This window comes from Arthrobacter sp. RT-1, from assembly GCF_003367205.1.
In the GTDB taxonomy this organism is placed as follows: domain Bacteria; phylum Actinomycetota; class Actinomycetes; order Actinomycetales; family Micrococcaceae; genus Arthrobacter.
This window is the reverse complement of record NZ_QRGQ01000023.1, coordinates 20,716-40,700: the sequence shown is the minus strand read 5'-3', so window position 1 is coordinate 40,700 and position 19,985 is coordinate 20,716. Positions and strand designations below refer to the sequence as shown.

The 19,985-nt window shown below is 66.5% G+C and carries 18 protein-coding genes; 8 read left to right on the top strand and 10 right to left on the bottom strand.

Annotated features, from left to right (window positions below; translation table 11 throughout):
* Nucleotides 1-72 precede the first annotated feature (72 nt).
* From DXK94_RS15375 to DXK94_RS15340, 8 genes are all read right to left on the bottom strand, one after another.
* Complete coding sequence (locus DXK94_RS15375; protein ID WP_115525628.1) at nt 73-849, bottom strand: SDR family NAD(P)-dependent oxidoreductase; 777 nt, start codon at nt 847-849, stop codon at nt 73-75.
* A 1-nt stretch (nt 850) separates the two neighbouring features.
* Nucleotides 851-1,849: a fumarylacetoacetate hydrolase family protein gene (locus tag DXK94_RS15370; RefSeq protein ID WP_115525627.1), complete on the bottom strand. Its 999-nt coding sequence runs from the start codon at nt 1,847-1,849 to the stop codon at nt 851-853.
* A gap of 11 nt (nt 1,850-1,860) precedes the next feature.
* A complete protein-coding gene (locus DXK94_RS15365) occupies nt 1,861-2,940 on the bottom strand; it encodes an amidohydrolase family protein (protein ID WP_115525626.1) in 1,080 nt (359 codons plus the stop codon).
* Complete coding sequence (locus DXK94_RS15360; protein WP_115525625.1) at nt 2,937-4,061, bottom strand: FAD-dependent oxidoreductase; 1,125 nt, start codon at nt 4,059-4,061, stop codon at nt 2,937-2,939. The genes DXK94_RS15365 and DXK94_RS15360 overlap by 4 nt, the downstream gene beginning before the upstream one ends.
* Before the next feature lie 63 nt (nt 4,062-4,124).
* Nucleotides 4,125-5,162 (bottom strand): cyclase family protein, encoded by a 1,038-nt coding sequence (locus DXK94_RS15355; RefSeq protein ID WP_115525624.1) that lies wholly within the window; start codon nt 5,160-5,162, stop codon nt 4,125-4,127.
* Nucleotides 5,159-6,118, bottom strand: coding sequence for a fumarylacetoacetate hydrolase family protein (locus tag DXK94_RS15350; RefSeq protein ID WP_115525623.1), 960 nt, complete (start codon nt 6,116-6,118; stop codon nt 5,159-5,161). Before DXK94_RS15350 ends, DXK94_RS15355 begins: the two co-directional genes overlap by 4 nt.
* Nucleotides 6,119-6,124: 6 nt before the next feature.
* A complete protein-coding gene (locus DXK94_RS15345; RefSeq protein WP_115525622.1) occupies nt 6,125-7,144 on the bottom strand; it encodes a VOC family protein in 1,020 nt (339 codons plus the stop codon).
* Nucleotides 7,145-7,380: 236 nt separating this feature from the next.
* The gene (locus tag DXK94_RS15340; RefSeq protein ID WP_115525621.1) at nt 7,381-8,559 is read right to left on the bottom strand and encodes an ABC transporter substrate-binding protein; all 1,179 of its coding nucleotides are present in this window, start codon (nt 8,557-8,559) and stop codon (nt 7,381-7,383) included.
* Nucleotides 8,560-8,820: 261 nt separating this feature from the next.
* On the opposite strand from DXK94_RS15340, the gene DXK94_RS15335 reads away from it, so the two are divergent.
* From DXK94_RS15335 to DXK94_RS15310, 6 genes are all read left to right on the top strand, one after another.
* Nucleotides 8,821-9,405, top strand: coding sequence for a TetR/AcrR family transcriptional regulator (locus tag DXK94_RS15335; RefSeq protein ID WP_079596944.1), 585 nt, complete (start codon nt 8,821-8,823; stop codon nt 9,403-9,405).
* Between the two features lie 414 nt (nt 9,406-9,819).
* A complete protein-coding gene (betA, locus tag DXK94_RS15330) occupies nt 9,820-11,532 on the top strand; it encodes a choline dehydrogenase (RefSeq protein ID WP_115525620.1) in 1,713 nt (570 codons plus the stop codon).
* 31 nt (nt 11,533-11,563) lie between these two features.
* Nucleotides 11,564-13,117: an aldehyde dehydrogenase family protein gene (locus tag DXK94_RS15325; RefSeq protein ID WP_220272986.1), complete on the top strand. Its 1,554-nt coding sequence runs from the start codon at nt 11,564-11,566 to the stop codon at nt 13,115-13,117.
* A gap of 119 nt (nt 13,118-13,236) precedes the next feature.
* Nucleotides 13,237-14,838, top strand: coding sequence for an APC family permease (locus DXK94_RS15320; protein WP_258868569.1), 1,602 nt, complete (start codon nt 13,237-13,239; stop codon nt 14,836-14,838).
* A gap of 179 nt (nt 14,839-15,017) precedes the next feature.
* Nucleotides 15,018-15,977, top strand: coding sequence for a lipid kinase (locus DXK94_RS15315; RefSeq protein ID WP_115525619.1), 960 nt, complete (start codon nt 15,018-15,020; stop codon nt 15,975-15,977).
* 77 nt (nt 15,978-16,054) lie between these two features.
* Nucleotides 16,055-16,891 (top strand): alpha/beta fold hydrolase, encoded by an 837-nt coding sequence (locus DXK94_RS15310; RefSeq protein ID WP_115525618.1) that lies wholly within the window; start codon nt 16,055-16,057, stop codon nt 16,889-16,891.
* A 40-nt stretch (nt 16,892-16,931) separates the two neighbouring features.
* On the opposite strand, the gene DXK94_RS15305 is transcribed toward DXK94_RS15310, so the two are convergent.
* Both DXK94_RS15305 and DXK94_RS15300 read right to left on the bottom strand, forming a co-directional pair.
* Nucleotides 16,932-18,230: a Y-family DNA polymerase gene (locus DXK94_RS15305; protein WP_181884848.1), complete on the bottom strand. Its 1,299-nt coding sequence runs from the start codon at nt 18,228-18,230 to the stop codon at nt 16,932-16,934.
* 38 nt (nt 18,231-18,268) lie between these two features.
* Nucleotides 18,269-18,700, bottom strand: coding sequence for a LexA family transcriptional regulator (locus DXK94_RS15300; RefSeq protein WP_115525617.1), 432 nt, complete (start codon nt 18,698-18,700; stop codon nt 18,269-18,271).
* A gap of 116 nt (nt 18,701-18,816) precedes the next feature.
* Between DXK94_RS15300 and DXK94_RS15295 the strand changes: the two genes are divergently transcribed.
* Entirely contained in the window at nt 18,817-19,635 is an 819-nt protein-coding gene (locus tag DXK94_RS15295) for an HAD family hydrolase (protein ID WP_115525616.1), read from the top strand.
* 105 nt (nt 19,636-19,740) lie between these two features.
* Nucleotides 19,741-19,985 (top strand): hypothetical protein (locus DXK94_RS15290; RefSeq protein WP_115525670.1); only part of this gene is annotated, 245 nt, incomplete at its 3' end.

Genomic DNA, 19,985 nt, shown 5'->3' with positions numbered 1-19,985 from the left:
CAACCAGGTAGCGCGATGTGTCGTTTTGGGCCCTCAGAACGACACTTAGCGCTACCTAGTTGGGATTCGGGGCTAGCGGAGGGCGTCGGAGACCGACTTGGCGCCGCCGTGGCCCGACTGGCCGCCGTCCACCGGGATCTCGGCGCCCGTCACGAAGGATGAGAGCGGGCTGAGGAGGAAGAGCACGACGCCGGCCACCTCCTCCACGCTTCCGGAACGTCCCAGCGGGGTTTCCGCTAGGGTGGCCTGCCGGAACTCCGGCTTGGCGCCCGCCGTCATGGGAGTCTCTATAAAACCGGGGTGGACGGTGTTGACGCGGATCCCGCGAGGCCCGAGTTCCATGGCCGCCACCTGGGAGAGCCCGCGCAGCGCCCACTTGCTCGCTGTGTACGCCACCGGATAATGGGCGGTCAGCCCGGCGACCGAGCCCACATTGACGATCGATGCGCCGCTGCCCATCAGCAGGGACAGGGCCTGGATTCCTAAAAGGCTGCCGGCCACGTTCACGTCGTAAACCTTCTGCAGATCCGCCATGGAGGCATCCAGGAGCCTGCTCCGCTGGGTGATGCCGGCGTTGTTGACCAGCCCGTCCACCTGCCAGCCCCGGGACCGGATCCACCCCGCGAGGCCGGACCAACCGGAGGCGTCGCTGACGTCCAGCCGCCGGTATAACAGCTCACCGCCCAATGCAGGGGACGCATCCGCCAGTCCGGCCGGGGCGTCGGCTGTGAGGTCCGTGGCGATGACCCGTGCCCCCGCCTCCGCCAGCAGCCGTGCTTCCGCCGCGCCCTGCCCCTGGCCTGCGCCGGTGACCACCACGGTCCGCCCTTCAAGCTGGAGCGAAACCACCCTAGACGCCGGAAGGAGCCGCAGCGGCAATCCGGTTGCGGGGCCTCGGGCGGGCTGCCACACGGGTCACGGCCTCGCGCCTGGCGCCCACCGTGTTCTCGATGGTGCCGATCCCTTCCACCGTCATCCTCACCACGTCGCCGGTTGCCAGGGGCGGGGGAGTCTTGGAACCGTTGCGTCCCCACAGCTCGGCGAGGCAGCCGCTGCCGCAGGTGCCGGAGCCCAGGACGTCGCCGGGCCGCACCACCGAGTCCTGTGAGGCGTAGGCCACGAGCTCGGCGAAGGGCCAGCCCATGTTGGAGAGCAGGTCCTGGCCGATAGGCTCGCCATTGACTTCGACGGCCATGGAGATGGGCAGGAATCCCTCGGCGTCGTGCCGGTCCTCGAATTCGTCCGCCGTGACGATCCAGGGGCCCAGCGTGTTGGCGAAGTCCTTGCCCTTGCAGGGGCCGAGGCTGACCTTCATCTCCCGCCGCTGCAGGTCCCGCGCGGACCAGTCGTTGAGGATGGTGTAGCCGAAGATGTGCCGGTGCGCCTCCGCGGCGGTCAGGTTCCTGCCATCGCTCCCGGGGACGCGTCCGACGACGGCGGCGACTTCCGTTTCAAAGTCCAGGTCCTCACAGCCTGCCGGAATACCGATCACCTCGCCCGTGCCGGTCACCGTGTGCGGGTTGGTGAAGTAGAACGTGGGCGCCTCGTACCATTCGGGCACCACGCCGGCCACGCCGTCGATGCTCTTCCGCACGCCTTCTACGTGTTCCTCGAACGCCACGAAGTCCCGGATGGTGGCGGGCACCAGCGGGGCGAGCAGTTGCACCTCCGCAAGCGGAACGGCAGGGGCGGAACCTACGGTTTCCCGGGCAACGCGCAGGGTTTTATCCAGCCCGGCGTCCAACAGGGTCTGGACGCCCTGGCCGGCGGGCAGCGCGTAGCAGTGTCCGCCGTCCACAAAGCCGGACTGCGTCCCGCCGTCGTAATTCCAGCGTGCGATCTTGACCATGAGGGTGTTCCTTAAGCAGTGGGTCGGGCGGCCAGGGCGGCCGCTGCCATGATGCCCAGGGTGCGTGCGTTGCCGCCCAAAACCTGGGCCTCGCCGTCGGACGGGAGGCCGGCAGCCTGGACCTCGTCCACGGGAAGGTCGGAGCCCATGTCGAACGGGTAGTCCGAGCCGAGCAGCACCTGCTCCGGACCCGCGGCGGCGACGAGCGCCCGGAGTTCCGCGGCGCTGTGGACCAGGGAATCGAAGTACAGCTTTTTCAGATAGGACGACGGCGGCTGGGCGCAGCCGTGTGCCTCGGGCCGGACCTTCCACGCGTGGTCGGAGCGGCCAAGTTTCGTGGGCAGGTAACCGCCGCCGTGCGCCGCCAGCACTTTCAAATCCGGGTACCGGTCCAGGACGCCGCTGAAGATCAGGTGGGACAGTGCCACCGCGTTTTCTGCGGGTTGGGACACGGTGTTGGCGAGGTAGAAGCGGTCCAGCCGTTCATCCAGCGAGCAGCCGAACGGGTGCAGGAACACCAGGGCGCCCAGCTCCTCGGCCCGGCTCCAGAACGGTTCCAGGCGGGGGTCGGAGAGTTCGACGGTGCTGCGTTCCGGATCGTTCGGCGTGGCGGCGAACGATCCGATTTCGACGCCGAGCAGTCCGCACTCCAGCACCGCATGTTCCAGGGCTTCCACCATCAAGGCGGGGTGCTGGAGCGGGACCAGGCCCAGACCGTTGAGCCGCGCCGGGGCACGGTCAACGAACTCCCGCACGGCCTGGTTGGCTTGCTTCGCTACCTGCAGGGACAGCTCTTCGCCGGCGAAGTAGTAGAAGTGCGACGGCGACGGCGAGACCAGCTGCACGTCCACACCCTGGGCGTCCATGTCCGCGAGCCGGCGGTCCAGGTCCGTCAGCTGCGGCCAGCGCTCCTTGATCATCCGGCCCGAAGCGGCCATCGATTCGGGTCCGTTGCGCCGCACCTCCAAAGCCTGCTGGGCGCCGAAGCCCTCGGGATCCGCCTCGGCCACCAGCTGCTGCAGGGCCGGAAGCAGGATATGCGCGTGGACGTCAACGGTGGGGGTTCCCGGATCTGGCGTGCGCGTGCTCATGCGGGTTCCTTCACCAGGCTGGAGATTGAATGCATGAGTCCGGGCACATTGGCATCCCGGACGCCGTCGAGCATCCACTGGCCCAACTGGACGGACGCATCGACAACTGCCTTTGCCCTGTCCAGGCGGCGGTCGGTGAACTCTTTCCAGAGCGTCTCCGTAACGTCGTCGGCACTGATAAGCAGCTCGGCCAGCACAGCCGCATCCTCCATCGCCATCGCAGCACCCTGCGCAATCGTGGGCGGGCAGCTGTGCGCGGCGTCGCCGATGATGACACTGCGGCCGCGGTTCCAGGGCCCGTCCACCAGATGCGTGGTGAACCAGGTGTAGTTGATGCGGGCACTGTGGTCCAGGTTGGCGCGGATCTCGTTCCAGGGGCCGCCGTACGCCGCGGCGAGTTCAGCCATAATGCGGGGGCCGTCCTCGTGCTTGCGCTCCTGTGCCTTCTCCACAAGGTAGGCGTAGATGGTGTCAGGGCCGGTGGGGCAGTAGCCGGCGATGAAGCAGGGTCCGCCGTAGGTCAGGTCCGTCCGGACCACCTCTTCGGGGCGCTCCACGAAGGCGCGCCAGATGCCCATGCCCGTGGGCTGGGGTTCAACCTCGATGCCGATGGCCGTGCGGACGGCAGAGTGCAGTCCATCGGCGCCGATGAGGAGGTCGTAGGTGGCGCTGCGGCCGTCGTCGGTGCTCACGGTGACTGACCCGCCGTCGTCCGTTATGCCGGTGACCGTCTTGCCGTAGCTGATCCGGGCGCCCGCGTTCTCTGCCCGTTCGCGGAGGATGGCGGTGAGGTCGGGGCGGTACATGCCCATCGTGGCGGGGAGGTCCTCGCCGCCGGTACGGATGTCGTCAAGGACTGCGATGACGGTGCCGGCCGGGTCCGGGGCGCGCAGGCCCAGGGTGCTGAAGCCGTAGCCCTTCGCCTCGACCTGCTCCCAGACGCCGAGTTGGCGGAGGATCCGCAGGGCGTTGCCCTGCAGGGTGATGCCGGATCCAAGGGTCTGCGGTGCTTCCGCCTTCTCGAGGATTTCCACCTGGATTCCGGCGTCGGCCAGGAGGATGGCTGCGGTCAGTCCCGCGGCTCCGGCCCCGACGATTCCGACGTTCTGTACTGCTGCCATCGCTGACTCCTTTGTATTGACGGCGTTACTGCTGGTGGTTTTGTTGCTGTTTTAACTGAAAAGCTACCGGACGGCGATCGGGTTGACGGGCGATCCCACAGCTCCGGTGATGGGCAGCGGGGCTGCGGTCAGCAGGAAGTCGTACCTGCCGTCTGCTGCGCACGCTTCCGCCAGTCCGTCCGGGTCCCACATCTCGCCCAGGAACAGCCCCAGGTTGGGAATGGCGATCTGGTGCAGGGGCTGGAAGGCGGCGTCGAACTCGTTGGGACGGACCTCGAAGCCCCACGTGTCCGTGGCGATTCCGGCGATTTCGGAGCGGTGCAGCCAGGGCGCCGTGGTGAAGGACAGCCCCGGGGCCGACCCGCCCGCGTAGTCACCCCAGCCGTCGCGGCGGACCCGGGTGTACTGCCCGGTGCGGATCACCACGATGTCGCCCCGGCCCACCTTTGAGCTGGGGCCCTGCAGTGCGATGGTGCGCTCCAGGTGCTCCGGGGTGATGGCGAAACCGTCGGGCAGTTCGCCGTCGTTCCTGCCCAGGTCCGGTCCGAGCGCACGCCCAACGTCCAGCAGGACGCCGCGGGTGACGATCTTGGCCGCGGCGGTTTCGATTCCCGTTACCAGGTCGCCTTCGGACGTCACTACGTCGCCGGCGGCGCGGCCGTTCCAGGCCTTGCCCTGGTCGAAGATGTGGCCCAGGCCGTCCCACTGGGTGGAGCACTGCAGGGGCATGGCGATCACGTCGTCCGCTCCGCCGAAGCCGTGCGGGAAGCCCTGGTTGCCGCGTTCGGCGTCCACCCCGGTATCCGTCATGGTGTGGACGGGGTTGGTGCGGCGGCGCCAGCCCTTCTGCGGGCCGTTGGTGTCGAACGGCTGGGACAGCGAGAAAGCCTCACCGGACTTCACCAGTGCCGCGGCCTCGACGCGCTTGCCGGCGTCGATGAAGTTCAGCGTTCCCAGGACGTCGTCGTCGCCCCAGCGGCCCCAGTTGTTGTGGGCCGCGGCCATGGTGCGGATGCTGCCGAGCGGGTCGTCACGCCGGATCACCGGGGAATCGGTGGATTCCCCGGTGGCGGCGGTTGGTGCTGTGTCCTGGGTGGTCACTGGGCACCTTCACTTGTGGTTTCGTCCTTGCAGTGGATGAGCTGGGTGCCCAGTCCTGTGATGGTGCCTTCCATGACGTCGCCGTCCTGCAGCAGCCGGCCCCAGTGCTGGCCGTTGCCGGCGGGGCTGCCGGTGAGCACCAGGTCGCCGGGGCGCAGCGGCATGATCTGGGAGGCTTCGCTGACGAGCTTGGCGACGCCGAAGATCATGTCCTGCGTGGACTCGTCCTGCATGGCCTTGCCGTTGAGCTTCAGCGTCACCTGGACGTCCTGCGGGTCGCCGAAGAACTTGGCGGGCACCAGCAGCGGCCCGGTGGGAAGGAAGCCGGGGGCGTTTTTGGCGCGGTACCAGTCCGAGCCGATGGCCGGCATGTCCTTGCGGAAGACGTATTCACGGGTGGTGATGTCGTTGACCATGGTGTAGCCGAAGACGTAGTCCAGGGCTTCCTCGGGGGTGACGCGGAACGCGGTCCTGCCGATGACTGCTGCCAGTTCCAGCTCCCAGTCGTGGGACTTGGAGTAGGCAGGCAGGGTGAGGTCGTCCGTGGCGGAGGCGATCGCCGTCGGGAGGCCGATGAAGAAGTACGGCGTGCCCTGGCCTGCCCGCTTGTCCATCATGGCGGCGGTCTTGGCGCGCACTTCCTCCTCGTCCTCGCCCGGTTCGCGGTGCGCGGCGGCGAGGTCGATGACGTGCTTGCGGTAGTTCGCGCCGGTCTGCAGGACCTGGGCGGGTTCCACCGGTGCGAGGACCTCGACGTCGGCCAGCGCCAGGCCGGCATCCTGGCCGGCCGAGGCGGCGAGGCCGTCCAGTTGGGCTTCGGTGGTGTCCCAGTGCTCGATCAGGGAGTTGATGTCCCCGTCCAGCGGCAGGACCCGGTCACCCACCAGCAGGCCGGCGCGGGCCTTGCTGTCGCCGGCTTCCTGGAAGCGGATCAGGGCATATGTTGCTTCAGGCATATCTTTCTAGCCCCGTCCCTGCTTCGCGTAGGGGTTCAGGAGGGCTTCCTTCATCTCGGGGGAGGCGCCTTCTTCGGTCGCGGTGAAACCCTCGGCCGGCGGGAAGGATTCGGTCATGGAGTGCGGCATGGCGCCGTTCTTGTAGAAGTTGTTGGAGCCCAGCGACGGCTTCCAGGTGTTGGCGTCCCAGTCCGGGACGTAGTTGCGGTAGCCGCCGGAGTTCAGTTCGACGCGCAGGCCGGACGGGTCGCGGAAGTAGAGGAAGTTCTGCTCGCCCACGCCGTGGATGGAGGGGCCGTATTCCATGGGGGTGCCGTTTTCCATCATGACGTCCGCGGTGCGGAGCAGGTCCTCGGTGGCGTCCACCCAGAAGGCGATGTGGTTGACGCGTCCGGCGCGGCTGGAGGTGTCCAGGACGACGCCCAGGTCGTGGGACTTTTCGTTGGTGGTGAGGACGGAGAAGACGGTGATGGGTGCTTCGTCCAGGTCAACGAAGGCCATGACGCGGAAGCCGAGGGCCTCGTTGTACCACTTGGCGAAGCCGCGGACATCGGAGGATGCCACCGTGACGTGGTCAAGGAAGCGGGGTGCGGCGGCGTGGCTGCTGCGGCGTTCCGGCCGGTCCGGGTAGGTGGACTCGAAACCCGGCTCGGCGACGAACTTCTCCACTTCATAGAAGAGGCGCATGTGGTGGCCGTAGGGCCCGGTGAACTCGTACGCCTTGCCGAAGCCGTGGCCGCCGGGCGTCCAGGTTCCCTGCACGCCGGTTGCTTCGATGCGCTCGGCTGCGGCTTCCAGGGCCGTTTGGGAGTTGGTGCGCCAGGCCATCCGGCCCAGGGACGCTTCCGGTCCTTCCGTGATGACCAGGCTGTAGCGGTAGTAGTCGCCCCAGCAGCGCAGGTAGACGTTGCCGTCCACGCGGTCGATGATGCGCATGCCGAACTTTTCCTCGTAGAACCGTGCCGAGGCTTCGACGTCCGGGGTGGTGATCTCGAGGTGGGCAAGATGGGAGAGGGGAGTTTCCACGTTGAAGTCCTTCTGGTTACTGGCTGCGGTCGGTTTGGTGCAGGTCCTGTAACTACTGTGAGGGACTTCATATATTTGGAGAAGCAGCAGTTTTCAATAGCAACTATCCGTTGCACTGATACCTCAAGCTAACGCTCTCTCACCTGATGCGCCTTAACGGCCGGCGCTCTCTCACTTTCTTCAGGAAAGTGAGAGAGCGCCGGCGAAAATAATGCGAAAGGTGAGAGAGCGTTGCGTTATTCCTTGCCGAGCCCGGCCGCGGAGGTCTTCTCAGCCGTTACGCCGTTGAGTGCGGTGAGGTCGAAGATGCCGTTGATGTCGGCCTGCTTGGTGGTTCCTGCGGCGACGCCATCGGCCAGGAGCTTCTCGTACGTTCCGGCCAGCGGGTCCACGGTGAACACGATGTTCTTCAGTGAGCGGTCGATCACGTCCGCCTTCAGCTCGGCGCCGGCCGCTTCCTTCAGCGCCGCGTTGATGACGCTGGCCTTTTCAGCGTCGGCAGCCTTGTTCAGCCACTCGACCGACTTCACATGGCCTTTGAGGAGGGCCTTGACGGTGTCCGGGTGTTCGGCGGCGAACTTCTGGTTCACGATCAGGATGGTGGTGGGGAACTCGCCGGGCTTGCCGGACAGCGAGCCGTCCCACAGGTCCTTTTCGTCCACCAGGACCTTGGCGCCGGCGGTCAGCACAAGGCGCGAGGCCCAGGGCTCAGGCAGCCACGCGCCGTCGAGCTTTCCGTCCTGGAACAGTTTCAGGGTCTGGGCGTTTTCGGTGGGGTTGATGGCTACGTCGCCGCTGCCGTCCACATTGGTCTTGTAGCCCTGGGATGCCAGCCACGCGCGGAGCGCAACGTCCTGGGTGCCGCCCAACTGGGGGGAGGCGAGGGTCTTGCCCGCCAGGTCTGCGGGCGAGTTGATCTCGGGCTTGACCACAAGCTGGGCGCCACCGGCCGCGGCGCCGGCAATGATGTGCACCGATTCGCCGGCGCTCTTGACGTAGGAGTTGATGGCCGGGTTCGGGCCGATGTAGGTGGCGTCGATGGCACCGGCATTCAGTGCCTCGATGGCGGCCGGGCCGGCGTTGAACACCTGCGTGCTGAGCTTCGTGTCGCCAAGTTCTCCGGCAATGTGTCCCTGGCTGACGCCCACGAGAGCCGGGGCGTGGGTGACGTTGCCGAAGTAGCCGAGCTTCAGTTCGGCGGCGGGGTTGCCGGCCGGCGCACTCTGCTCCGCTGCCGCGGTGCTGTTGTTGCTGTTCACCGCGGAGGCGACGGCGGCACCACCGCCGATGAGGGCGAGGATACCGGCGGCGATGCCGATCTTCAGTCCGAGGGGACGCTTGGGTGCCGACTGGCCGGCAACAATGCGGGTGGAGCTTTCCTGGTTCTGCGGACTCTTGTCCTGGGGAGTAGTCATCGGGAAATTCCTTTGCTGGGGCGGATGCTGAGTTGAGATTACGGAGCGGCCGGCAGCGCCACAATCATTCGTGTAGCAGGGGTTCACGGGGCGACGCGAACGCTCAACGCGGCGTAGCGGCGCGTCAAGAAACGTCGCGGAGCGTCTTTTTTCGGTCTGTTGGCTGATGGGTGGGCGTCGCCTCGAGGTTGAGATGCCGCTGATGCCGTTCCGGCCCTGCTGCGGGATGCGCCGCCACGGTATTGCCCATAGTCTGGCCAAGTGGATACCAGCACCGTGAACTCCGGCGAACAGGTTGACAGGCAGTCCCGCATTCTCGAAGCGGCACTGGCCCTGCTGTCGCGCCACGGCATCTCAGGCGTCAATATGCGCGCGGTGGCCCGGGAAGCGGGCGTCGCCCTCGGGCTGGTGAACTACTACTACGAAGACAAGTCGAGCCTGATCCGCGCGGCCCTGCACCGGATCGACCAGCATGACCTGATGCTGGTCACGCCCGACCCCGACTCGCCGCCGGACGAGCAGCTGAAGAAGGCCCTCCAGCGCGTCGCGGGCCCGGAGTTGCTGACCACACAATATCTGTCCCTGCGGCTCCATTTATGGGCGCTGGCACAGGCTCATGAAGACTTCGCAGCCATCAACGCGGCAGCGTTTGAGCGCTACCTCCAGGGGCTCGCGACGTTGATCGGCAATGCCAGGCCCGGGCTTTCCAATGACGAATGCAGGGAGCGGGCCGCAGACATCGTCGTGGTGCAAAACGGGATGTGGCTCACCGCGCTCCTTGGCGTTGACAAGGATTCCATCCGCCGGAGCATCGCCCGGACCGAAGAGATCGCCTTCGCCGCTTAGCGGCCCGCTTTACCCTCTTTCGCGGATGGAAGCCGTCCGCACTTCCATCGCTGCGCCCTGCCGCTGCGGTTCCGCGTTCATGACAGCCGCCCGTCATATTCGATGCCCAGGGACGGCGTTTCGCCTCCATTTCACCCCGCGACGTTTCGTCGGCGTTAAATCTTGAACGTTTGTCCAGTCGGACTATTGAACACTTGTTCAATGTGGATTACTGTGCATGAGTATGACGTACACCACAGCTCATGGATTTCCGGCACCGCGTTGATTCAGCGCTGATTCATCAGCGGTCCGCATCCACCACTTCAGGGATTTCCAACGCTTTTCCGGGGCATCGCCGTGTATCGCCGGCTTCCGGAAGAAGGACCACCAGCCCTCAGCGGCTGGCCTGCACCAGGTAGAAAGAGAGTTTCCAGCATGACAAAAACCCACTACGACTATGTCATCGTCGGCGGAGGAAGCGCGGGTTCCGTGCTCGCCAACCGCTTGAGCGAAGGGGGCAACAGCAGCGTCCTGGTTCTTGAGGCCGGACGCAGCGACTACCCCTGGGACCTGTTCATCCAGATGCCTGCCGCGCTGACCTTTCCCAGCGGCAACCCGCTGTATGACTGGCGCTACGAATCCGACCCGGAACCCTTCATGGGCGGCCGCCGCGTAGCACACGCCCGCGGCAAGGTCCTGGGCGGCTCCAGCTCCATCAACGGCATGATCTTCCAGCGCGGCAATCCCCTCGATTACGAGCGCTGGGGCGCCGACGCCGGCATGGATACCTGGGATTTCGCGCACTGCCTGCCCTACTTCAACAAAATGGAAAACGCCCTGGCAGCGGACCCGGATGACGAACTGCGCGGCCACGACGGCCCGCTGGTCCTGGAACGCGGTCCGGCCACCAACCCGCTCTTCCAGGCGTTCTTCAAAGCCGCCCAGGAAGCCGGCTACCCCCTGACCGACGACGTCAACGGCTACCGCCAGGAAGGCTTTGCGGCCTTCGACCGCAACGTCCACAAGGGCCAGCGCCTCTCCGCCTCCCGGGCCCACATCCGCCCCAATACACGCCGCCCGAACCTCACCGTCCTGACCCGGGCGATGGTCACCAAAGTCAACTTCAAGGGCACGGTGGCCACCGGCGTCACCTACCGCCGCAACGGCCAGACCCACGTGGTCAACGCCGGCGAGGTCATCCTGTCCGGCGGCGCCATCAACACCCCGCAGCTGCTGCAGCTCTCCGGCGTGGGCGAAGCTGGGCACCTGAAATCCCTGGGCATCAACCCCGTGGTCAACCTTCCCGGCGTCGGCGAGAACCTGCAGGACCACCTGGAGGTCTACATACAGCACGCCTGCACCCAGCCGGTGTCCATGCAGCCGGCTCTGGACGTCTGGCGCATGCCGTGGATCGGCATGCAGTGGCTCTTCGGCCGCAAGGGCCCGGCCGCTACCAACCACTTCGAGGGCGGCGGCTTCGTCCGCTCCAACGAGGACGTCGCGTACCCGAACCTGATGTTCCACTTCCTCCCTGTTGCCGTCCGCTACGACGGCCAGAAGGCGGATGCCAAGCACGGCTACCAGGTGCACATCGGGCCCATGTACTCCGACGCCCGTGGCACCCTCAAGATCAAGTCCACCGATCCCACGGTGCATCCATCCATGGTGTTCAACTACCTGTCCACGGACCAGGACCGCCGTGAATGGGTCGAGGCCGTCCACGTGGCCCGCGACATCCTGGGCCAGTCCGCCATGGGGCCCTTCAACGGCGGCGAGCTCTCACCCGGCCGGGCCGTGCAGACCGACGCCGAAATCCTGGACTGGGTGGCCCGCGACGCGGAAACCGCCCTGCACCCCTCCTGCACGGCCAAGATGGGGCCGGAGTCCGATCCGATGGCAGTGGTGAACCCGCTCGACATGTCCGTCCACGGAACACAGGGCCTCCGGGTCGTGGACGCCTCGGCCATGCCGTACGTGACCAACGGCAACATCTACGCCCCCGTCATGATGCTCGCCGAGAAGGCAGCCGACCTGATCGCCGGGAAGGCCCCGCTGGCGCCGCAGCATGCCGAGTTCTACCGGCACGGCATCAGCCCGCTGGAGCGTAACGGCGCCGGCGCTGCGGCTGCCCCTGCGGCAAAGGCATAGGCATGATTGATGGACTCGAAAAGGAGAAACGATGACCGCCACCGCTGAGCAGGTCCGCGACGCCGGACAAGCGCAGGACGCCATCAAGGGCTTGTACATTGACGGTGCCTGGCACCAGGCGTCCGACGGCGGGACAACCGTTGTGCGCTGCCCGGCGGACGGGCAGGAAGTGGCGGTAGTCGCCTCATCCACCGTAGAGGACGCGGAGCGGGCAATCGCCAGTGCCCGGGCAGCGTTCGACGGCGGTGCGTGGCGCCGGCTGACCGACATTGAACGCGGCGAGGTCCTGCTTCGCGTCGCCGCGTTGCTCGAGCGGGACAAGGCGGCGTACGCCCGGGCCGAAGCACTGGACACAGGCAAGCGCCTCGTGGAGGCTGAATACGACATTGACGACATTGCCTCCTGCTTCCGTTACTACGGCAAGATAGCGGGCCTCGATGCCGGCCGGGTCATCGATACGGGGCGGCCGAACGCCATCAGCCGCGTGGTCTACGAACCGCTCGGCGTCTGTGCCCTCATCGCGCCCTGGAACTACCCGCTCCTGCAGGCGGCCTGGAAAGTGGCGCCGGCACTCGTTGCGGGAAATTCCTTCGTGCTCAAGCCCAGCGAGCTCACACCGTCCACGTCCGTCCTGCTCATGGAGACCCTGGCAGAGGCCGGCGTTCCGGCCGGCGTGGCTAACCTGGTCACGGGATCCGGGTCGCGGGTGGGCCCCCTCCTCAGCTCCGACCCGCGCGTGGACCTCGTCTCCCTGACCGGGAGCCTGGCCACGGGCCAGACCATCATGGCGGCGGCCGCGGAGACCGTGAAGCGGGTCGCCTTCGAGCTCGGCGGGAAGAACCCCAATGTCGTCTTCGCTGACGCCGACTGGGACGCCGCCGTCGACAATGCCCTGACCGCCGTGTTCCTGCACTCCGGCCAGGTTTGCTCGGCAGGGGCGCGCCTCGTGGTCGAGGAGACCATTGCGGAGCGCTTCGTGGCCGAGGTGGTGGAACGCGCCCAGAAGATCCGGATGGGCGGACCTTTCGACCCCAACGCGGAAACGGGTCCGCTGATTTCGGCCAGGCACCGCGACCAGGTCCACGCTTACGTCCAGGCCGGCATCGCGGAGGGCGCGGAGCTTTTGTGCGGCGGCTACATTCCCGACGACGGGCCCCTTGCGGACGGGTTCTTCTACCCGCCCACGGTGCTTGGCAACTGCCGCTCCGGCATGAGTGTGCTGCGGGAAGAGTCATTCGGCCCGGTGCTGACCATCGAGACGTTCCGGACCGAGGAGGAGGCCGTTGCCATCGCCAACGACACCGAGTACGGCCTGGCGGGTGCGGTGTGGACGTCCGACGCGTCGAAAGCACAGCGCGTTGCGGGAGCCCTGCGGCACGGAACAGTATGGATCAATGATTACCACCCGTACGTCCCGCAGGCGGAGTGGGGCGGTTTTGGGAAGTCCGGCATCGGCCGTGAACTTGGCAGCGCCGGCCTCAACGAATACCGCGAGGCAAAACATATCTGGCAGAACATCCAGCCCGCGCCCAGCGGCTGGTTTGGCTCACCTGCCGATGACGCCGGGGTGGGGGCCGCCGGCTAGCACCAGCATTTGGGGGACTTGGCCGGGCGCCGCAGGCGCGGCGCCCGGCCGCCGATATAACCCGTGTCCAATGGCGGCCATGGGTCATCACCATCGTGCTTTTCCACATAGGAGTTCAGATGTTCGAACCCAGCAAGAGTACTGATTCAAGCGGCATGGACGAGTTCGGCTATGCCCAGACCCTGGACCGCAGCATCGGCAAATTCGCCAGTTTCGCGGCCGGAGTCAGCTACATTTCCATCCTCACCGGCGTGTTCCAGCTTTTCTACTTTGGTTTTTCCATGGCCGGCCCCGCCTACGCGTGGTCCTGGCCCCTCGTCTTCGCCGGCCAGCTCATGGTGGCGCTCTGCTTCGCCGAGCTCGCCGGACGGTATCCGGTGGCCGGCTCGGTGTACAACTGGGCCAAGCGGCTCTCGTCAGGGACGTTCGCCTGGCTGGCGGGCTGGCTGCTGCTCATCTCCTCGATCGTGGCGCTCGGAGCCGTGGCCCTTGCACTGCAGCTCACCCTGCCCCAGATCTGGTCCGGTTTCCAGATCATCGGTGACGGCACCGGCACCTACGATTTCGCCCTCAACGGCGTGCTGCTCGCCAGCATCATGATCTCCATCTCCTCCCTCATCAACGCCTTCGGCGTGAAGCTGATGACCAAGATCAACAGCATCGGCGTCTTCGTGGAGCTAGCCGCCGCCGTGCTCCTCATCCTGGCCCTTGGCTGGCATGTGGTGCGGGGGCCGGAAGTCCTTTTCAGCACCGAAGGCTACGGCATGGACCACGACCTTGGCTTCTTCGGGGTGTTCCTCATCGGGGCCATGGCCTCCGGTTACGTGATGTATGGCTTTGACACGGCCAGTTCCCTCGGCGAGGAGACGAAGGACCCGAAAAAGACCGCACCCAAGGCCATCCTCCGTGCCATTACGGCGTCCTTCATCCTCGGCGGCCTGATTCTCCTTGGCGGACTCCTGGCCGCGCCCGACCTCAGCGACCCCAAGCTGGGCGCTGCCGACGGCGGTCTGCAGTACATCGTGCTCTCCGTCCTGGGAGGCCCCTTCGGCAAGGCGTTCCTGGTGTGCATCGTGGTGGCCGTGATCGTCTGCACCCTGGCCGTTCACGCCGCCGCCATCCGCATGATGTTCGCCATGGCCAGGGACAACAACCTGCCCTTCAGCCGCCAGCTCAGCAAGGTGCACCCGGAGCGGAAGACGCCCACGGTGGCGGCAATCGTCATCGGACTCATCGCCATCATTCCGCTGATCGTCAACGTCTCCCAGCCCGCCATCTTCACCATCCTTTCCAGCATCAGCATCGTCCTGATCTACCTGTCCTACCTGCTGGTCACCGTTCCGCTGCTCCGCAAGCGGTTCCAGAAAAAGTGGCCGCTCGCGGATGACGGCACTGAGCCGGGCTTCAGCCTGGGCAAGTGGGGGCTGCCCGTGAACATCCTCGCGGTCCTGTGGGGCGGCGCCATGACCCTGAACCTCATCTGGCCCCGCCCGGAGATCTACAACTCGGTGCCCCCGTTTGAGTGGTACCTGCAGTGGGGCGGAGTGATCTTCGTTGCCACCGTCGCCGGCGGCGGGGCCCTGCTGTACCGCCTGAAAATCAGGCACCAGACGGGTGTCCTGGCCGAACACGCCGCACCCGCCCACCCGGCTGCGGATGTCAGCGGGCCGGATGCTCCAGCTGCGCCCCAGCTGGTGTCAGCACCCGTTTCCAACCCGTAGCCTTACCCACCCTTGGCATCGTCCAACCCCGGACGCGCTGCCAGTCCTGACGGGCATCCCTTTGCGAAACCTGCGAAAGGATGCCCGTCAGTGCTGGTTATGGCCGGTTCCGGGGAAACCGCCCCGCTGCTGGCCGTCCCGCAGGGACTTCCCAAGGTAATCCACCTACCATTGCCCACATGAAGGTTGCCCGAGAGGCCCGCTCTGCTGCCGTGGTGATCAACGCCGGATCACGCCGGGGGGCGGCTGCCAGGGAGCTGGCGGTGCATGCCCTGCAAAAAGCGGGCGTGCCGGTCTCCGCCGTGCACCACATCCACTCGGGGGCCGAACTGGCCGGGACGCTCGACCGGGTGGTTGCGGACGGTCATGACCTGGTGGTTGTGGGCGGCGGTGACGGGACGGTTTCCTACGCCGCCGGCAGGGTTGCCGGCACCGGCGTCGTGCTGGGTGTTCTTCCGCTGGGCACCGCCAACGACCTCGCACGCACGCTGGAGATCCCGAACAACCTGGCCGAGGCATGTGCTGCGGTGGCAGGCGGGAAGGTGGTGGACATCGACCTCGGCAGGGCAAATGGGCAGCCCTTCCTCAACGTCGCTTCCGCCGGCCTGTCCGTGCGGGTTACCAAGGCTCTCACCCCTGGCCTGAAGCGGCGTCTCGGGCCGCTGGCGTACGGCATTGCCACCCTGCGTTCGTATACCCGGCACGAACCGTTCTCCGCCCGTCTTGAGTTCCCGGAGGAGGACCACGAGCCGATGCAGCTCGAGGGCCTGCTGCAAGTGGCCGTCGGCAACGGCAGGCATTACGGCGGCGGCAACACGGTCTCGCCGACGGCGGGAATCGACGACCACATCCTTGACATCTACGCAATCCTCGCAGCGCCGTTCCGTGAGCATGTAAAGATCGCACGCCTGCTCAGGAACGGAAGCTTTATTGAACACGACCGGGTGTACCACCTCACCACGCGGCGGGTCCGCCTGGTCACCGAGCCGCCCATGCCCGTGAACCTCGACGGCGAAATCGCGGCCGTCACGCCCACGGACTTCACCATCCAGCGGAACGCCGTCCACGTCATCGTGCCGCAGGCCAGCAACAGCGCAATGTTCGACGGGCCGCACGCGCCGGGGGCCCCGTCCGCCTGAGGAATCAGCACTGGTGGGCGCGTGCACACGGTGCAAGGATTGCACGACCAGGCGCAGGGCCCCGAGGAGGTTCGAAGATGACCGATACAACGCCAGCCCAGCCCGCAACCGGTTACGCGCCGGTCAACGGGCTCCGGATGTATTACGAGCTGCATGGCGACGGCGGCACCCCGCTGCTGCTCCTGCACGGCGGGCTGTTCGACATTGAGCAGCAGTTCGGCGCACTGATCCCGGCCCTGTCGGCCGGGCGCCTGGTGATCGCCGCCGACTTCCAGGGGCACGGGCACACCAACGATATTGACCGGCCACTGGCCACGCACCACCTGGCCTCCGATGTCATCGGGCTTCTCGAGCACCTCGCCGTCGGCAAGGTCGATGTCTTCGGATTCAGCGTCGGAGGTGCGGTGGCGCTGCACCTCGCGATCAAGCACCCGGAACTTGTGCGCAAGCTCATCGTGTCGTCGGTATCGTTCCGGCCGGAGGGCGACCGCGGCGGCAACTCCGAAGCTGTGGCGGAGATGACGGTGGACATGATCGCGGGAACTCCAATGGAGGAACGCTACCTTGCCGTGTCTCCGCATCCGGACCGCGAGCACCTGCAGGGCCTGCTGGACAAGCTGGCACACTACGGCGAGGGCGAGCCTGGCTGGAGCGACGACGACATCCGCGGAATCCAGGCGCCGACGCTCTTCACGGTGGGCGACTGCGACATGGTCAAGCTCGACCACGCAGTGAAATTCCTCCAACTGCGCGGAGGAGACGTGAACGGCGACTTCGAGGGTGTGCCCGCGTCGCAGCTCGCGGTGTTCCCCGGCACCACGCACTTCTTCGGGCTCGCACGGACCGACCTGGTTCGCGAGGTTGTGACCACGTTCCTCGATGCGCCGCCGCCATCCGGCTGGGCGGACCGGTGAAGGAGCCACTGTAGTTCCTCCACGGCTGCGGCACCGCAGATCAGGCGGCTTTGACCAGGGGGAGCTCGTCCCAGTGGGTGGTGTACCGCGGTGACTGCATGTCGCGCTTCATGGTCCAGTCCAACCCCGTCTTGATGCCGGCCTGCCCCAGCCCGATGGAGCCGCGGCCAAAGCGCCGGCTCACGTCCTCCAGGAGCGGGCCGATGGCCCGTTCTTCATGCCGGTTCTCAAACGGTTCCAGCGGCGGCTGGTTGCCGGTGGGCCGCAGGTCGGTGAGCATGATCCCAGCCTTGGCGTACTGCAGGCCGTCGCGGATGTTGGGCAGCAGCGCATGCGCGGCCCGGGTCAGCAGGAGCGGATCCGCCGTCGGCATCGGGAGGGAAACGCAGACGGACGGATAAGCCTGCTCCTGCTGGCGGAAAGGAGATGTGGCGGCGAACGCTGTGAGGACCTTTGCCTGCAGCCCGTGTTTCGAGAGCCTGGCACTGGCCTGCTGGCCGTAGATGCCCAGCACCTGCCGCAGTCCCGCTGCGGTGGTGACCGGCTTGGCGAAGGAGCGCGAGAAGATCAGCTGGTCCCGGCCGATGCGCTCTTCCTCCATGGGAATGCAGGGAGTGCCCCGCAGCTCCAGGACCGTGCGCATCAGGACCACGGAGAACTTGTCCCGGATCACCACGGGATCGGCGCGGACCAGGTCCAGGACCGTGAAGATGCCCATCACGTTCAGGCGCCTGGTCAGCCTGCCGGCGATGCCCCAGATCTCCTCCACGGACAGCCGCTCCATCAGGGACTCCCGCTGCGGCCAGGGGACACTGTCCCAGTGGCATACCCCGCCGAACGCTGCGTTGTTCTTGGCCCACTTGTTGCACAGCTTGGCCAGCGTCTTGGTGGGGGCAATCCCCACACACACCGGCACGCCGACGTGGCGGCGGACGGCGTCCTTGATGTTCCGGCCAAGGGCCAGCAGCTGGTCCGGATCGCCTTTGACGCCCAGGAAGGCCTCGTCAATGCTGTAGACCTCCATCCACGCGGAGTGCCTGCCGAGCAGCTCCATGACCCGGGCGCTGATATCCCCATAGAGCTCGTAATTGCTCGATTTGGCCACCAGTCCCCACTCCTTTGCCCGCGGCGCGAGCTTGAACCAGGGCTCACCGGTCGCGATGCCGAGCGCCTTCGCCTCGGGGGACCGCGTCACCGCGCATCCGTCGTTGTTGGACAGCACCACCAGCGGCCGGCCCTCCAGGGAGGGATCGAACGCCCGCTCGGCCGAGGCGTAGAAGCAGTTCACGTCAACATGGGCGATCTGCGGCATCCGGCGCATAAGGACCGGCTTAGTCATGGCCCTGCTCCGGCATGCCGAACCCGGGCGCATACCCTTTACACATGATGGAGGCACCTCGTGGCCACGCCCCAGATGGTGAGCTCGGACAGGGCAGGGACCTTGATGTCCGGGTACTTCGGATTCTCCGCCTGGAGCACCACGCCGGTTGAGGTGATGCGCAGGCGCTTGACGGTCAACTCGCCGTCCAGCACGGCAATCACCACGGAACCGTCCCTGGGCTCAAGGGCCCGGTTGACGATCAGCTCGTCACCGTGGCTGATCCCGGCGCCTTCCATGGAGTCCCCGGTCACCCGCACCACGAACGTGCTGGTGATGTCCTTGATCAGGTGCGCGTTCAGGTCGATCCGGCCGTCGAAGTAGTCCTGCGCGGGCGAAGGAAAGCCCGCCGCCACTGCGACCGGAGAGACCAGCACCGAGAACAACGAGGCGCCCGCATCTATCACGCGGGGACCGACAATAACGCCCACAACACACCCTTATTCGAAAATATGTTCGATTCATTCAGTGTAGCGCCGGCCGCCGACAATCGACCCCCCTCCCGGCGAAAGGGAACCCCTCCCGGCATCCCACGTAGACTGGCAGGATGCGGTTGGTAGCGAGCGACATTGACGGAACGATCCTCGGACATGACGGAAAAATCAGCGACCGCACCGTCCGCGCCTTCCACGCCTGCCGGGACGCCGGCGTCGAACTCGTTTTTGTGACCGGCCGCCCGCCGCGCTGGCTGCACCCGCTGCAGGACCAGCTGGGGCACACCGGACGCGTGATCTGCTCCAACGGCGCCGTGGTCTGGGACCTCGAAGCCGACCGGCTGGTCTCCGCCCGCACCCTCGCCCTCGACGCCGTCCTGGAACTGCGCCGCATCATCAAGCAGCTGCGCCCTGCCGCCCTGTTCGCGGCAGAAACGTTGACCGGGTTCCACCTCGAGCCCGGCTTCATCGAGAACGAATCCAGTGAGCTGCTGTCCGAGTTCACCCCCGCGCCGCTCGCCGACACCCTTGGTGCCGATGATTCCGTAGTGAAGTTCCTCGCCATCGTGCGCGAGGGCACGCCGGACGATTTCCTGGCGGAGGTGCGCCCCGCCGTCGCGCATCTTGCCGCCGCCACCCACTCCTCCCCGGGCGTCCCGATGCTCGAACTGTCCTTGCCAGGCGTCAACAAGGCGGTCACTCTGGCCGAGTACGCCCGGGCACTGGGCATCGACGCCTCCGAGGTGGTGGCGTTCGGCGACATGCCGAACGACATCGAAATGCTCCGCTGGGCTGGCCACGGCTATGCCATGGCCAGCGGACACCCGGAGGCCATCGAGGCTGCCGGGCAGCGCGCGCCGCATTTTGACGACGACGGCGTGGCCCAGGTCCTGGAGGCGCGGCTCGCTTCGCTCGGCGCACGGCAGGCCTGATTCCCGCCGTCGTATTCTCAGCTGGCGCTCACCTGGCGTTCATCTTGGCTCCGTAGCGTGGAGCCCGGAGAGCAGACTCCTCTCCTGCTGGACTAAGGGGTAAAGATGGCAAAGAACGTCAAGCACGAAACCGCCGAAGCACCGCTGCGCAGGGCGACGCCCGCTCCGCACTGGAAAAAGCTCCGGCAGGGTGACCGCGTCCGCGTCCTGCTCTCGCCGGGATTCGAGACCGGCGGCCTGGTGGACGCCATCACCCCTGACAACACCGTGGTGTGGATCAATCTCGACGGCGGCCGCGGGCGCACGCTGCTGCACTGCGGCGACGGCATCGAAATCCTGCCCCACGAGGA

What these genes read in the sequence shown, in the direction of transcription:
- DXK94_RS15295 (WP_115525616.1), top strand. Translation starts at nt 18,817, where the DNA reads ATGCGGTTGGTAGCGAGCGACATTGACGGAACGATCCTCGGACATGAC.
- DXK94_RS15320 (WP_258868569.1), top strand. Translation starts at nt 13,237, where the DNA reads ATGTTCGAACCCAGCAAGAGTACTGATTCAAGCGGCATGGACGAGTTC.
- DXK94_RS15340 (WP_115525621.1), bottom strand. Translation starts at nt 8,559, where the DNA reads ATGACTACTCCCCAGGACAAGAGTCCGCAGAACCAGGAAAGCTCCACC.
- DXK94_RS15310 (WP_115525618.1), top strand. Translation starts at nt 16,055, where the DNA reads ATGACCGATACAACGCCAGCCCAGCCCGCAACCGGTTACGCGCCGGTC.
- DXK94_RS15305 (WP_181884848.1), bottom strand. Translation starts at nt 18,230, where the DNA reads ATGACTAAGCCGGTCCTTATGCGCCGGATGCCGCAGATCGCCCATGTT.
- DXK94_RS15370 (WP_115525627.1), bottom strand. Translation starts at nt 1,849, where the DNA reads ATGGTCAAGATCGCACGCTGGAATTACGACGGCGGGACGCAGTCCGGC.
- DXK94_RS15360 (WP_115525625.1), bottom strand. Translation starts at nt 4,061, where the DNA reads ATGGCAGCAGTACAGAACGTCGGAATCGTCGGGGCCGGAGCCGCGGGA.
- DXK94_RS15315 (WP_115525619.1), top strand. Translation starts at nt 15,018, where the DNA reads ATGAAGGTTGCCCGAGAGGCCCGCTCTGCTGCCGTGGTGATCAACGCC.
- DXK94_RS15325 (WP_220272986.1), top strand. Translation starts at nt 11,564, where the DNA reads ATGACCGCCACCGCTGAGCAGGTCCGCGACGCCGGACAAGCGCAGGAC.
- betA (WP_115525620.1), top strand. Translation starts at nt 9,820, where the DNA reads ATGACAAAAACCCACTACGACTATGTCATCGTCGGCGGAGGAAGCGCG.
- DXK94_RS15350 (WP_115525623.1), bottom strand. Translation starts at nt 6,118, where the DNA reads ATGCCTGAAGCAACATATGCCCTGATCCGCTTCCAGGAAGCCGGCGAC.
- DXK94_RS15365 (WP_115525626.1), bottom strand. Translation starts at nt 2,940, where the DNA reads ATGAGCACGCGCACGCCAGATCCGGGAACCCCCACCGTTGACGTCCAC.